This is a genomic window from Phenylobacterium sp. (assembly GCF_013822795.1).
Lineage (GTDB): Bacteria > Pseudomonadota > Alphaproteobacteria > Caulobacterales > Caulobacteraceae > Phenylobacterium.
In genome coordinates, this window is the sequence record NZ_PNLB01000025.1 from 35366 (window position 1) to 49395 (window position 14030).

Here is a 14030-nt window from a genome sequence, read left to right on the forward strand (position 1 = left end):
CTCCGGTCAAACGGCCAAGGGAGGGCCACCATGCTCGGAAACAAGCTGCGCTTTGGGGCCTTCATCGCACCGTTCCATCCGCTCGACGAGAACCCGACGCTGGCGATCCAGCGCGACCTGGAGCTGGTGCAGTGGATGGACCAGCTGGGCTACGAGGAGGCCTGGATCGGCGAGCACCACTCGGCCGCCTACGAACTGATCGCCAGTCCGGAAGTGTTCATCGCCGCCGCCGCCGAGCGGACCAAGCACATCCGGCTGGGCACAGGGGTGTCCTCCCTGCCCTATCACCATCCGATGATGCTGGCCGACCGCATCAACCAGCTCGACCATATGACCCGCGGGCGGGTGATGTTCGGGGTCGGGCCGGGCGCGCTGGTCTCCGACGCCTTCATGATGGGCATTCCGGTCGCCAAGCAGCGCGACCGCATGGACGAGGCGCTGGACGTGCTGGTTCCGCTGCTGCGCGGCGAAGCGGTGACCCACGAGAGCGACTGGTTCAGCCTGGTCAACGCCCGCCTGCAGATGACGCCCTATTCGCGGCCCTCGGTCGAGATCGCGGTCGCCAGCCAGGTGTCGCCGACCGGCGCCCGGGCTGCGGGCAAGCACGGCGCGGGACTGTTATCGCTGGGCGCGACCACCAGCGCCGGCTTCAACTCGCTGGCCGCCAACTGGGGCATCGCCGAGGACATCGCCAAGGAGAACGGCCAGACCATGGACCGCAGCCGCTGGCGGCTGGTCGGCCAGATGCACATCGCCGAAACCAAGGACAAGGCGATCGAGCAGATCCGCTTCGGGCTGGAGAAGTGGATCTATTACTTCAAGGAGATCGCCAACCTGCCGATGGTGCCCGACGACTTCAAAGGCGACCCGGTCGAGGCCTATCTGGCGCTGGGCCAGGCGGTGGTGGGGACGCCTGACGAGGCGATCGAGCGGCTGCAGCAGTTGGTCGACGAGAGCGGCGGCTTCGGTTGCTTCCTGCTGATGGCGCACAACTGGGCGCGCTGGGAGGACACCAAGCGCTCCTACGAGATGATCGCGCGCTATGTCGTGCCGCACTTCCAGCAGCTGAACGTCAACCGCCAGGCCTCGATAGACTGGGTCCGAAGCAACAAGACCGAGTTCACCTCGCAGACCCGCGCTGCGGTGGGCGCCCGAATCGTCTCGCATATGATGGAAAAGGGCGCCGACAAGATCCGGCCGGATATCGTGGCGATGATCCAGGGCGCCGCACCGCCGGCCAAGAAGTAGAGTTGAACCTCCAGGCCTATCTCGACCGCATCGGCTTCACCGGCGTCCCGCGGGTGGATGTCGCGACGCTGCAGGCGATGCAGCGTCTGCACCTGCGCGCGATCCCCTATGAGAACTTCGACGTCGCCATGGGCCGGGCGATGACGCTCGATCCGCAGGCGGCATTCGACAAGCTGGTCAGCCAGCGGCGCGGCGGCTGGTGCTATGAGATGAACGGCCTTCTGGCCGCGATGCTGCGCGAGGTCGGCTTTACGGTCACCGAGATGGCCGGGGCGGTGCTGCGCGGCGAGCGCGGTCCGGCCTCGCACGCCAACCACCTGGTGCTGCGCGTCGACCTCGACCGGCCCTACATCGCTGATGTCGGCTTCGGCGATGCGTTGCTCGAGGCCGCGCCGCTGGAGTTCGGGCCGCACCACTGCGCCGGCTTCGACTTTTCATTCGAGGCGCTGGGCGATGGCTGGCTGCGCTTCCACAACCATCCGATGGGCGGCGCCGCCTACTACGACTTCCGCAACGAAGCGGCCGACCGCGAGGAACTGGCCGGCATGTGCCGCTGGTTGAGCACGTCGCCGGACTCGGTGTTCACCCAGACCGTCTTCGCTTTCCGACACGAGCAGGGCGGCGTCGCCGTGCTGCGGGGCCGGACGATCAACTTCATTCGGCCTGGCGAGAAAAGCCTGCGATTCATTGAATCTGCAGATGAATTCGCGACGATCCTGCGGGATCGCTTTGAGCTCGACATTCCCGGGGCCCGCGACCTGTGGCCTGCCGTCTGCGCCCGTCACGAGGAGCTGTTCGGCGCCGTGACCGCCTAATGGTTCCCTACCGCGACAGTCATAAAACCGTGCCTGGACATCCCTCGGTAGCGCGGTCAAATCCGCTCACGGGGGGAATCCAGGAGAGACGCGATGACCGACCTTTCCCTGCCGCCTTCCGTCACCGTCAGCCCTACCATCGTCGGCGTGTCCGTGCTGACTGACGATGGGGTGACGGTCCAGGTCAGCCTGCCGCGGCCGCGCGGGCTGCACGAGCTGCCGATCGAGGAGGTCGCCGACCGCGCCCGGCGGATGGCGCAGGACGCCCTGCGGGCGGCGGCGACCAGCCTCGGCTCAGCCTAGTCTTCGGTATCGACTGAGGCCTGCATGGCCGGCGCATAGCGCGGGCCGGTCACCGTCTGCGGGTTCACCAGTTCCTCGACCTTGGCCATCACGTCGGCCGACAGCCGGACCGCAGCGGCAGCGGCGTTCTCGAGCATGTGGTCGGGGTTGGTGGTGCCGGGGATCGGCACCAGGGTCTCGTCTTTCTGAAGCAGCCAGGCCAGGCAGAGCTGGGCCGGGGTGCAGCCAGCTTCCCGCGCCAGGGCGGCGAAGCCCTCGAACATCTTCAGGTTGGCGGCGAAAGCCTCCCCCTGGAATCTGGGCATCGCCTTGCGGAAGTCGCCGTCCTCGAGCGCCGCCGGATCGGGCACGCCGCCGGCCAGGAAGCCGCGGCCGACCGGGCTGAACGCCACGAAGGTCACGCCCAGCTCGCGGCAGGCGTCGAGCACGGCGATCTCAGGATTGCGGGTCCAGGGCGAGTATTCGGTCTGCAGGGCGGTGATCGGGTGGACCGCATGAGCCCGGCGCAGGGTCGGGGCCGAAACTTCCGACAGGCCGATCGTGCGAATCTTGCCTTCCTTGACCAGGTCGGCCAGGGCGCCGACGCTGTCCTCGATCGGCACGCGCTTGTCCCAGCGGTGCAGGTAGTAGAGGTCGATGACGTCGGTCTGCAGACGGCGCAGACTGCCTTCGCAGGTGGCCTTCAGGACGTCCGGATGACCGTTGAGCTCGCGCTGGTCGCCGTTGGTCAGGCCGCACTTTGAGGCCAGGACATAGTCGCCGCGCCGATCCTTCAGCACCTCGCCGACCAGGGTCTCGTTATGGCCGACGCCGTAGACGGCGGCGGTGTCGAGGAAGGTGTAGCCAGCGTCGAGGGCGCCCTTCAGCACCCGCTCGGCCTGTTCCCGCGGCGGCGGCGAACCGTAGGCATGCGAGAGGCTCATGCAGCCCAGCCCGATGGCCGAGACGTCGAAGTCGCCCAGTTTGCGCTGGTCCATGCCGTTCTCCCGTTCCCTACTCGTTGGGTGGGAGAAGGCGTCAGACGAACGGCGCGGTCAACCGCCTTACGGCGTGACGTTCATCTTGATGACAATGCGGCCGGGATTGGCCAGCGCGAAGGCCTCGGGGACCTCGACCTGGGCGGCCAGCTTGACTGCTTCAGCGGCCGGCGCGCCGTCGGCGTCCAGGGCCTTGCAGTCGGTGAGGTTCGCGCCGCTGACCTGGCAATCGACCAGCACCGCCTGCTCGGCGGGCGGCGCGACCGAGGCCGCAGCGGGCGCCGGAGCGGCGTACGAGGTCGAGATCACGGCGGCGGCGGCGAGAGCAGGCAGGAACATGGGACCTCGACGTTAATAAAGGTTACTCAATGGTGAAGCCCCGCCGATGGCAAGTGTTTCATTTCGGGGCCGTCGGGGTTGTCCACCGCAATCGTCGTGCCCAATCGGGCGTCCACACCGCGTCTGCCGGAATCCCGGGCGCCGGCGCCCATCGCGGTTGCATTGCACAACTGCGCTATTGCACCGCAGCAAAACCGCTTGAAACCTTGCCCGCCAAAGGGCAGGAAAAAGGTCAGGCGAAGCGGTCGCACCTAAAATTTGAACCGCCGCCAGCAGATAAAGGAAACGTCGGGAGGTGGTTGGCTTCAACCCCTTTCCGGGAACTAGTGATTATGATCCGTACTCTTGCTCTGACCGCCGTGGCCGCTTTCGCCGTCACCGCCCCCGCTCAAGCCGCTTCGATCAGCGTTCCGCTGGCCGGCAAGAGCCAAGCCCAAGTCGAAGCCGATGTGACCAAGGCTGCGCGCAACGTCTGCTTCCGCGCCACCCGCAACGAAACCCTGGCGCTCGACGCCTATTCGCGCTGCGTGAAGGCGACCGTGAAGGTCAGCCTCGACACCTACGCCACCGCCCAGGCCCCGACCAACTCGGCCCTGGCCGCGCGCTAAGCGCACTCTCCCAGTTCTGTGTAGCAAAGGCCGGCGGAGACGCCGGCCTTTCGCATTTCAGCAGCAGCGAAACCCGCCGCGCCCGCCCGCGCCGTAGCGGGCGTCCTGGCGATCGCGGAAAAACGCCGTCCGGGTCATCGGGGCCTGATCGGGATGGGTGCGGGCCATGTGCTCGACATAGGTCTCGTAGTTCGGCACCCCGACCATGAGGCGCGCGCCGTCGCAGACGCACTGGGCGAACCGGGCGAAGGGGTTGGGCGAGGCCATCTGCCCTACTCCGCGGGAATGGCGTCGGGATTGATTTCCCGCGCCGTCCAACCGTCGGCCCGATAGGCCCGCAGGCAGGCCGTGATCCCGAACCAGATCATGCTCAGCACCACGGCGATGAAGACCGCGCAGAGCACGGCGTCGATGCGGTCGTTCGAGACGATCTTGCTCATGTCGGCCATGCTCTTGGCGGGGGCCAGCACCTGACCCTGCGCCAGCGCGTCGCCGTACTTGCGCGCGTGCGACAGGAAGCCGACCGCCGGATCGGGCGAGAGCAGCTTCTGGAAGCCGGCCGTCAGGGTGCAGATGCACAGCCACACCGCCGGGATGATCGTCACGAAGGCGTAGCGGTGGCGCTTCATCTTGAAGATCACCACCGTGGCCATGATCAGGGCGATCGCCGCCAGCATCTGGTTGGAGATGCCGAACAGCGGCCAGAGCGTATTCACCCCGCCGAGCGGATCGGTCACCCCCTGATGCAGGAAGAAGCCCCAGGCGGCGACGCAGAGGCCGGTGGCGGTCAGGTTCGCGGTCCAGGACGTCGTATCCTTGAACTTCGGAATGAAGGTCCCGAGCAGGTCTTGCAACATGAAGCGCCCGGCGCGGGTGCCGGCGTCGACGGCAGTGAGGATGAACAGCGCCTCGAACAGGATGGCGAAGTGGTACCAGAATGCCATCATCGCCTTGCCGCCCAACACGTGGGAGAAGATGTGCGCCATCCCGACGGCCAGGGTCGGCGCGCCGCCGGCGCGCGAGATGATAGTCGTTTCGCCGACGTCCTTGGCGGTCTGCTCGATCACTTCGGGCGAGATCGGGTGGCCCATGGCGCCGACCGCGGCCGAAGCGCTTTCGGCCGTGGTTCCGACCACGGCGGCCGGGCTGTTCATCGTGAAGTAAACGCCGGGGTCGAGGATCGAGGCGGCGATGATCGCCATGATCGCCACGAAGCTCTCCATCAGCATGCCGCCGTAGCCGATGAAGCGGGCGTTGACCTCGTTGTCGATCAGCTTGGGCGTGGTGCCCGACGAGATCAGGGCGTGGAAGCCCGAGACCGCGCCGCAGGCGATGGTGATGAACAGGAACGGGAACAGCGTGCCCGACCAGACCGGCCCGCCGCCGGCGGCGAACTGAGTGACGGCCGGCATTTGCAGCTCGGGCCGCATGATGACGATGCCGATGGCCAGCGCCAGGATCGCGCCGATCTTCAGGAACGTTGACAGGTAGTCGCGCGGAGCCAGCAATAGCCAGACCGGCAGCACGGCGGCGACCGCGCCGTAGCCGATCAGGATCCACGACAGTTGCAGGCCGGTCAGGGTGAACATGCCGGCCAGCTGCGGCGAGGCTGCGACCCACTGGCCGCCGACGATGGCCAGGATCAGCATCACGAAGCCGAAGATCGACACCTCGGCGATCCGGCCGGGGCGGATGAAGCGCATGTAGGCGCCCATGGCGATCGCGATCGGCACGGTGGCGGCGACGGTGAACGTGCCCCAGGGGCTGGCGGTCAGCGCCTTGACCACGATCAGCGCCAGCACCGCCAGGATGATGACCATGATCATGAACGCGCCGAAGAGGGCGATGACCCCGGGGATCGGGCCGAGCTCCTCGCGGATCAGTTCGCCCAGCGACTTGCCGTCGCGGCGCATGGAGATGACCAGGACCAGGAAGTCCTGCACCGCGCCGGCGAGCACGACCCCGGTCAGGATCCAGAGGACGCCAGGCAGATAGCCCATCTGGGCGGCCAGCACCGGCCCGACCAGCGGGCCTGCGCCGGCGATGGCGGCGAAGTGGTGGCCGAACAACACGTACTTGTTGGTCGGAACGTAGTCCAAGCCGTCGTTGCGGGTGATCGCCGGCGTCGGCCGGGCGGGATCGAGCCGCATGACGCGCTGGGCGATGTAGAGGCTGTAGTAGCGGTAGGCGACCAGGTAGACGCAGATCGCCGCGGTCAGAATCCAGAGGGCGTTGACGTGTTCGCCGCGGGACGTGGCCAGGACGCCCAGCGAGCCGGCGCCTATGGCGGCCAGCAAGGCCCAGGCCCCGTGTTTGCGCACCAGTTCCATTCGGCCGTCTCCTCCCCTGCCGCGCCAAGCACTCGGCGCCCGCCTAGCTACAACCGATTGAGCCTGCGCGTGAACCTCTCTAGGACGCGGACATGACAATGCCGCAGATCGCCGGGCCGCTGGCGGCCGCGCTGGACGTCGTCGCCGAAGGGTGCGCGGACCTCGCCGACCCGTGGTGGGTGTTCGGCAGCGCCGGCATGGCCCTGGTCGGCGTGCCGGGCCTGACCCCGCCCGACGTCGACCTGATCGTCAGCGAGCGCGACGCGCGCGCACTGCTGGCGCGCTGGGACGCCGCGCCGCTGGAGGCGGCCCCCTCGCCGCTGTTTCGGTCACGCATTTTCGCCAAGGCGCAGGTCGCCGCCCTGCCCATCGAGATCATGGCCGGCTTCGAGGCGTTCTCCGGCGGCGCCTGGGCCCCGGTGGTTCCAGCCACCCGTCAGGCCCTCGACTGGAACGGCCGGCGCCTGTTCACGCCGAGCGCGGCGGAACAGGCCGCCATCTGCCGCCGCTTCGGCCGGCCGAAGGACCTGGCCCGCGTCGCCCTGCTCGAAGCTCTCGCCTAGTCGCGGACCCGTACGATCAGCGACTGGCTGGCCGTCGCCATCAGCTCGCCGTCCTGAGCGAACAGGTACATCGCCCCGTGGCCGAAGCCGCCGTGCACGCCGGTGATGCGGATGTCGCACAGCACCCACTCGGTAGCCACGATGCGGCGGTAGCGGATGGTGTTGTCGAGGCTGTTGCCGCCGGCGTTAAGGCCGAGCGCATTGCCGACCGCGCCCGGAATGAAGTCGGCCATGATCGCCAGCATGCCGGCGTCGATCGCCACGCCGTCCCGCGGCCGGATCCACAACAGCAGGCGGCCGTCCTCGGCGCCGTCGCCGGCGTCGGTGCCGCCATAGCGGCCCTTGGCGACGCGGACCTCGATGCGGCTGTGCAGGTCATCGCCGCCGCCGCGCCAATGATCGGCCGGCGCGCAGTTCTCAGGCGCGTCCACTTCCGGCATGGCCAGCCACTGGCGGGAGATGTCGCTCGGCCGCGAGCCGAGGGCGGCGTTGACGGTCAGGATTTCCTTGTCGCCGACGTGGCTGATCACCCGAGCCTGGCTGTTGTACTTGCCGGCCGCCGGCACCCAGACGTCCAGGTCCACGACGCTCGGCGGGCGGGCGTAGGACAGGTACTGCGCCGTGGCCCAGATCACCGGCCGCTCGCAGGTGCGCTCCAGGGCGGTGATCGCCGAGGCCATACCGACGCCGCCGAACATGAAGAGATTGTCCCGCGACCCGACGCAGACCGCCGGGGTCAGCGGCAGATACCAACGGTGCGGGTTGTGGGTGGCTCGAAGATCGAAGAACTGGGGCGCGCTCATGGCGCTCTCCATGAGAGCACCTGAGCTTCAGCGCAAGCCCGTTCGGATCAGCGCGAGGCCGCGGCGGCCTCGGCCTCGTTGTGCAGGCGCCGATCGGCCTCTTTCATGAGCGCTTCGGTCGACTGGTTGGCCGCTTCACGGGCGCGGATCTCGTCGACCAGCCGCTGGTCCGCGTTCTGGCCGTGCAGCGCATAGAGGAAGGCGCCGAAGCCGCCGACCGCCGCGACGGTCAGCACCAGGGCGGCGATGGCCGCGATGCCGGTCCAGGCCTTGGACTCTTGTCCCGGAGGGGCCGGCTTCAGATAGGCCGCGCCGATGAACACCACGCCGGCCAGGAAGGTGGCGCAGCCGCCGGTGTGGATCATCGCCCGCTGGCCGACCAGGTCGACATTGGCGATCACGCTGGGCGCCAGGCCGATCAGGCGGTTGCCTTCGGTCAGCTGCGAGACCTCGATCGTACCGGCGAAGACGACCTGGGCCAGGCCCAGGATGGCGAGAATCCACCCGGCGATGATCATGAAACGCTCCCACGCAGCTGCCAGCCCGCGAATCCCGCGAGCGTTCGAAGTCTACGCTGTGACCAACAGATTGCGGCGAGGAAAGGACGCCGCAGGCCGAACCGCCCCCAGTCACGGTCACCCCGTACGCGACGCCCTGCTTCTCCGACCTCACCGCCGCAGGTGGGCCGATCGCGGACTAGAGCAAGGTCGCTCAATCTGGGGACACCGGGACCGCCGCCAGATTGTGAGACTTGCTCGACACCGCCTAAGCTTGAGCGACGATTCGAACCCGTCAGACGACGATGAGCATCTCGCAGCTATCCCTCGCACAGATCGGCGCGCTTCCTGTCTCGACCGTCGAGGCCTTGACGGCGGACGAGCTCAAGAGCCTCAGCGCCGCGCAAGTCGGCGCCATTTCGAACGAGGGGCTATCGGCGCTGAATGGCGAGCAGGTCGCTTCGTTGTCGGCCGCCCAGATCAAGGGCGTCACCGCTGCGCAGCTCAAGGGCCTGGCGGCGGCCGACATGGCCGAGTTCACGCCGGCCCAGATCCTGGCGTTCTCCAGCGCCCAGCTGAACGCCCTGTCGAGCGCCAACTTCGCCGCGCTGTCACAAGAGCAGGTCGACGGCCTCAGCCGCACACAGGTTCAATCGCTATCGCCGACGATCCTCTCGGCCCTGGGCGTTTCTGACATCAACGAGTTCAACGCCGCCCAGATCGGGGCGCTGACCAGCAACCAGTTGCGGGCGCTGTCGGAGCTGCAGGTGGCGGGGCTAAACGCCTCGCGGCTGGACGGACTAAGCGCCCAGCAGCTCAACGCGTTCTCCGCCAAGCAGCTGGCGGCGCTGACCGCCGAGCAATTCGCCAGCCTCGACGGCGTCCAGGCGCTCGGCATTTCACCCGCCCAGATCAAGCTGCTCTCCGCCGCCGATTTCGCCAAGGTCACGACCGAGCAGGTGCATAGCTTCAGCGCCGCCCAGATCGGCGCGATCAACGCCGGCGGCCTGTCGACCCTGACCCCGGACGAGATCGCGGGCCTGTCGGCGGCGCAGATCAAGGGTCTGGCGCCGGCGCAGATCAAGTCGATGTCGGTCGAACAGCTCACCGCCTTCACCCGCGAACAATTCGCGGCCTTCTCAGCGCCCCAGATCGGCGCCTTCCCCCCAGCCGCGGTCAACGCCCTGCCCCCCGAGCGCCTCGCCGGGCTCTCGATCGCCCAGATCAAGGGTCTGACCGGACCGCAGATCGTGGGCCTGGACGCGGCCCATGTGAGCGCGCTGACGCCCAGCCAGGTCGGCGCCCTAAGCTGGACGCAGACCGGCGCCATAAGCGCGACGCAGCTCGCCGCCTTCACCCCGGCCCAGATCGGCGGGCTGAGCGCCATGCAGGTGAGCGGGCTGACGACCAGCCATCTGGCGGCGCTGTCGGCGGACCAGGTCGGCGCACTGGCCCCCGCTCAGCTGGCCGGTCTGACCACCCGGCAGATCGCCCAGCTTCCAAGCGCCACCTTCGACAGTTTCAGCTCCACCCAGGTTCTGGCGTTCAGCCCCGCCCAGCTCGGGGCGCTCAGCACCGCCAACATCACCTCCCTGACGCCGGAGGAAACCGCCGGCCTGAGCACGCTCCAGATCCGCGGTCTGACGAAGACCCAGCTGGCGGCCTTGGACGCGTCGGCCGTCGCGGCCTGGAGCAGCGACCAGCGGCTGAGCCTGACCGGCGGGCAGCTCAGCGCCCTATCGTCCGCCAAGCTCGCACTCTTCAGCGGTCCCGAGCTCGCGGCCCTGTCCAAACCCCAGCTGCAGGGGCTCACCGCCGCCCAGGTGGGTTCACTGTCGGCCAGCGCGTTCGACGCCCTGACCAGCGCCCAGGTGCTGGCGCTGAGCCCCGGCCAGATCGGCGCACTGAGCCTGCCGAACACCGCCGCCCTCATGCCGCAGGAGATCGCCGGATTCACGATCCAGCAGGTCGCCGCCCTCACCCCGGCTCAGATCGCGGCGCTGGGCGAGCAGCACACCGCCGCCCTTTCGGCGAGCCAGGCCAGGACGCTGTCGGCGGCCCAGATCGCCGCGCTCAGTCCGGCGAAGCTTGGAGCGCTTGCGGCCGGCAGCCTGGCCGCGCTCTCGGCGCCCCAGGTTCGCTCGATCGGGCCTGCGAGCCTGTCGGCGCTCGATCCGCAGGTTCTCGCCAAGTTCACTGGCGCCCAGGTCGGGGCGATGAGCGCCGGCCAGCTCGGCGCGCTGTCGGCGCTGCAGTTGCAGTCGCTTTCCGAATCCCAGCTCGACGGCCTCACCGCCGCGCAACTCGGCGCGCTCTCGACGGACGGCTTGGCCGCGCTCACCGCGCCGCAGGTCGCCTCGTTGAGCACCGGCCAGATCAAGGGCTTGACGGCCGGCCAGCTCACGGGCTTGGCCCCCGCCGACTTCGCCGAACTGCAGCCGGCTCACCTGCTGGCGCTCAGCGGGGCGCAGCTTGGATCGCTCAGCGTCGAGAACTTCACGGCGATCGCTCCTGATGTGCTCGGCGCGCTGAACGCCCCGCAACTGCGCGGCCTGAGCGCAGTGCAGGTCGCCAGTCTGACGCCGTCGCGGTTCGCCGCGCTCAACTCCGCGCAGCGGCTGGCGTTCACACCCGCTCAACTCGGGAGCTTGAGTCTCGAAGCGACCGCCGAGCTTGCCACCACCGAGGTCCGCAGTCTGACAGCGGCCCAGATCGGCGGCCTGCGCAACGACCAGCTGGCCACGCTCGGCGCTCATCTGCCCGACTTCACCCCAGGCCAGATCGCAGGACTGACCGCGTCCCAGCTGAACAGCCTGACCGCCGAGCAGATCTCCGGCCTATCAATCAGCCAGGTCGGCGGCCTGACCGCCCCGCAGATCGGCGGCATGTCGGCCGCCGCCTACTCGGCCCTTGGCCAGGAGCAGGTCGCCGTGCTCAAGGGCGCCCAACTCTCCGGGTTCAATGCGGCCAGGATGGGCGCGCTGACGGCCGAGGATTTCGACGAGTTCAGCGCCGACCAGATCCTGTCGTTCACCCCCGGCCAGTTGGCCGGACTCAGCCTGCGCAACATCACCTCGCTGACCGAGGACGAACTTGCACGCCTGGGTCGGCCGCAAGTGGCGGGCCTGACGCCCGCCCAGCTCGCGGCGTTCTCGCCGGCCCAGTTCGACGCCTTCGGCGTGGCCCAGGTGCAGGTGATGACCGCGGCCCAGATCGGCGCGCTGGGGCCGGACCTGCTTTCAGCGATCGCGCCCGATAGCCTGCGCAAACTGGGCGCGCTGCAGATCGGCGGCCTGACGGCCAGCCAGCTAGGGTCGCTCTCGGGGGAGGACCTGCGCAAGTTCGCCGCCGCTCAGATCGCTCGCTTCTCGACCGCACAGCTCAATGCGTTGAGCCCTGCCCAGGTCGGATCGTTCGATCCCGAACAGCTTTCGGGCGTGACCCCAGCCCAGCTTTCGGGCCTCTCGCCCACGAACCTGCGGGCGCTGACCGCCGGTCAGCTGGCGTCGTTATCGGTCCAGCAGGTGGCGGGGCTGTCCGGTGAGCAGATCGGCGTGCTGACCATCGATCAGTTCCAGGCGCTGACCCCGACCCAGGTCGGCGGGCTGAGCGCATCGCAAATCGGCGGCCTGCCGCTCGCCAAGCTCGCGCAACTGGCCCCGCAGGACCTCGCGGAGTTCGGAACGGTTCAATTCCGGGCGCTGGCGCCGTCCCAGATCGCCGCCCTCGCCCCGGCGCTCATCGGCGCCCTGACACCGTCGCAGGGGGCGATGTTCGAGCCCAATCAGGCCGCCGCGCTCACGCCGGCCCAGCTCGCCGCGCTGCCGCCGGCGGCGATCTCCGCCATGCGTCCCTGGGTCCGCGAAGCCTTTACCGCCAACCAGCTCGCTGCGTTGCGCCAGGACCAGCTCGAGGCGCTGGCAGGCTGAGCGGCGACGTCCGCTCAGCGCGCTCGCGGACGCGATTGGCTCACGGCCGCGATTTCGCCGCGCATCAGGCCTCGTGCACCTTGGCTTGGTCGGGGGTGACAGCGTATCGCGCCATCGTGCTGATCTTGCCGCCGGGCGTCTGAACCCTGTCCATCATCTTGACCGAGGTCTCCCAGCGCTTGGCCGAGATGTCGAACAGATGGTAGCCGCGGAAGTTGTTGACCATCTTCATGTGCGGATTGATCGACAGCTCCCGCTCAGCTTCGGACAGCGTGCCGCCGTCGCCGTTCGAGGTGATCGAGGTGGCCAGGAACTCGACCGCAGCGGCCTTGCCGTCCGGCGCTTCCTCGTGCTCGGGGACGGCCCCGACGATGTTGCGGTGGAAGTCGCCCGAGGCGATCACGACATTGGTCAGCTCGCGCTTGCGGATGGCGTCGACCAGCCGCGCCCGCGCCGGGCGGTAGCCGTCCCAGGTGTCGAACGAGGTGAAGGGGGTCGTCTCGCCCGGGTTCAGCCGCTGATAGGGCGTCACCAGCACCTGCTGGGCCAGCAGGTTCCAAACCGCCGCGTTGCCCAGCCCCTCGTCCAGCCAGGCCTCCTGGCTGGCGCCGAGCATGGTCGGGGCGACGTGCGCCTCGACCGGGCACGGCTTGAGCTTGCCGTCATTGCACGGCTGGTCCGAGCGGTACGAGCGGGTGTCCAGAACGTGCATGCGCAGCAGGCCGCCATAGTCGAGGCGGCGATAGGCGGTGATCCCGCCGGGGCCCGGCAGTTGCGCGCGGCGCACCGGCATATGCTCGTACCAGGCCTGCAGCGCGGCCAGCTTGCGCAGGCGGAAGAACTCCGGCGGCGTGCCGTCCTGGTCCAGCTCGCCGGCCCAGTTGTTGTCGACCTCGTGGTCGTCGAACGAGACGGCGAAGGCGCAGGCCGCGTGGGCCGCCTGCATGTGCGGGTCCGACTTGTACTGCGCGTGGCGGCGGCGGTAGTCGTCCAGGCTGTAGATCTCGTCGCCGGCGTGCTGGCGCACGACGCCCGCGCCCAGCGGCCGGCCGGCGCGCTCGTAGATGTAGTCGCCATAGTGAAAGATCAGGTCGAGGTCAGGCTCGCGCGCCATGTGCCCCCAGGCATCGAAGAAGCCCGCCTCCCAGTGCTGGCAGCCGCCGACCCCGATGCGGATGTTGGTCGCCACCTCGCCGGCCGCCGGCGCGGTGCGCGCCATGCCGACGGGGCTCGCCTCGCCGCCGGTCAGGGTGAACCGGTACCAGTAATGCCGGTGCGGCCGCAGGCCGGACAGCTCGACGTGCACCGAATGCGCCAGCTCGGGCCGCGCCAGCGCCTCGCCCTTGCGGACGACCTTGGCGAAGCGCGCATCTTCGGCGACTTCCCAGCCTACCTTCACCACGCTCTGCGGCATGCCGCCGTGCTCTTCCAGCGGGCGGGGCGCCAACCGCGTCCAGATCACGAAGCCGTCCGGCCACGGGTCGCCCGCGGCCACACCGAGCGAAAACGGATAGGCGCCGGTCGGCGCGGCCATCACCCGCTGGGGTGCGAAGCCCGAGACCAGGGCCAAGGCGCCGGCGGCCCTGATGATTTCACGGCGATCCCGAATAAGCATGTG

13 protein-coding genes are annotated in these 14030 nt (G+C 68.8%); 6 read left to right on the plus strand and 7 right to left on the minus strand.

Features of this window, described 5'->3' with window-relative positions; genetic code table 11:
* Positions 1-30: 30 nt before the first annotated feature.
* The 3 genes from C0481_RS19605 (at position 31) to C0481_RS19615 (ending at position 2366) form a co-directional block, all read left to right on the plus strand.
* Positions 31-1248, plus strand: a complete 1218-nt coding sequence (locus tag C0481_RS19605; RefSeq protein WP_293406994.1) for an LLM class flavin-dependent oxidoreductase — start codon at positions 31-33, stop codon at positions 1246-1248.
* A 2-nt stretch (positions 1249-1250) separates the two neighbouring features.
* Positions 1251-2063 (plus strand): arylamine N-acetyltransferase, encoded by an 813-nt coding sequence (locus tag C0481_RS19610; protein WP_293406996.1) that lies wholly within the window; start codon positions 1251-1253, stop codon positions 2061-2063.
* Positions 2064-2156: 93 nt separating this feature from the next.
* Positions 2157-2366 (plus strand): hypothetical protein, encoded by a 210-nt coding sequence (locus C0481_RS19615; protein WP_293406998.1) that lies wholly within the window; start codon positions 2157-2159, stop codon positions 2364-2366.
* On the opposite strand, the gene C0481_RS19620 is transcribed toward C0481_RS19615, so the two are convergent.
* Together C0481_RS19620 and C0481_RS19625 are read right to left on the minus strand one after the other, a co-directional pair.
* Positions 2363-3343, minus strand: coding sequence for an aldo/keto reductase (locus C0481_RS19620; protein ID WP_293407000.1), 981 nt, complete (start codon positions 3341-3343; stop codon positions 2363-2365). The genes C0481_RS19615 and C0481_RS19620 overlap by 4 nt on opposite strands.
* A 66-nt stretch (positions 3344-3409) precedes the next feature.
* On the minus strand, positions 3410-3682 hold the full coding sequence (locus tag C0481_RS19625; RefSeq protein WP_293407002.1) for a hypothetical protein: 273 nt from the start codon (positions 3680-3682) through the stop codon (positions 3410-3412).
* A gap of 332 nt (positions 3683-4014) precedes the next feature.
* Here C0481_RS19625 and C0481_RS19630 point away from each other — a divergent pair, with 332 nt between their 5' ends.
* Positions 4015-4290 carry a hypothetical protein gene (locus tag C0481_RS19630; RefSeq protein WP_293407004.1) on the plus strand — a complete coding sequence of 92 codons (276 nt, stop codon included), beginning with the start codon at positions 4015-4017 and terminating at the stop codon, positions 4288-4290.
* Positions 4291-4347: 57 nt separating this feature from the next.
* Here C0481_RS19630 and C0481_RS19635 read toward each other — a convergent pair whose 3' ends face one another.
* Together C0481_RS19635 and C0481_RS19640 are read right to left on the minus strand one after the other, a co-directional pair.
* Positions 4348-4557 carry a YbdD/YjiX family protein gene (locus C0481_RS19635; RefSeq protein WP_293407006.1) on the minus strand — a complete coding sequence of 70 codons (210 nt, stop codon included), beginning with the start codon at positions 4555-4557 and terminating at the stop codon, positions 4348-4350.
* A 5-nt stretch (positions 4558-4562) separates the two neighbouring features.
* Positions 4563-6620: a carbon starvation CstA family protein gene (locus C0481_RS19640; RefSeq protein ID WP_293407009.1), complete on the minus strand. Its 2058-nt coding sequence runs from the start codon at positions 6618-6620 to the stop codon at positions 4563-4565.
* A gap of 92 nt (positions 6621-6712) precedes the next feature.
* Here C0481_RS19640 and C0481_RS19645 point away from each other — a divergent pair, with 92 nt between their 5' ends.
* Positions 6713-7183, plus strand: coding sequence for a hypothetical protein (locus C0481_RS19645; RefSeq protein WP_293407011.1), 471 nt, complete (start codon positions 6713-6715; stop codon positions 7181-7183).
* Here C0481_RS19645 and C0481_RS19650 read toward each other — a convergent pair.
* Positions 7180-7986, minus strand: a complete 807-nt coding sequence (locus tag C0481_RS19650; RefSeq protein WP_293407014.1) for an acyl-CoA thioesterase domain-containing protein — start codon at positions 7984-7986, stop codon at positions 7180-7182. The genes C0481_RS19645 and C0481_RS19650 overlap by 4 nt on opposite strands.
* Before the next feature lie 47 nt (positions 7987-8033).
* Positions 8034-8504 carry a hypothetical protein gene (locus tag C0481_RS19655; protein ID WP_293407016.1) on the minus strand — a complete coding sequence of 157 codons (471 nt, stop codon included), beginning with the start codon at positions 8502-8504 and terminating at the stop codon, positions 8034-8036.
* A 284-nt stretch (positions 8505-8788) separates the two neighbouring features.
* Here C0481_RS19655 and C0481_RS19660 point away from each other — a divergent pair, with 284 nt between their 5' ends.
* Positions 8789-12412, plus strand: a complete 3624-nt coding sequence (locus C0481_RS19660; RefSeq protein WP_293407019.1) for a hypothetical protein — start codon at positions 8789-8791, stop codon at positions 12410-12412.
* A 64-nt stretch (positions 12413-12476) separates the two neighbouring features.
* Here C0481_RS19660 and C0481_RS19665 read toward each other — a convergent pair whose 3' ends face one another.
* Positions 12477-14027 carry an alkaline phosphatase D family protein gene (locus tag C0481_RS19665; RefSeq protein WP_293407047.1) on the minus strand — a complete coding sequence of 517 codons (1551 nt, stop codon included), beginning with the start codon at positions 14025-14027 and terminating at the stop codon, positions 12477-12479.
* Between the last annotated feature and the right edge of the window lie 3 nt (positions 14028-14030).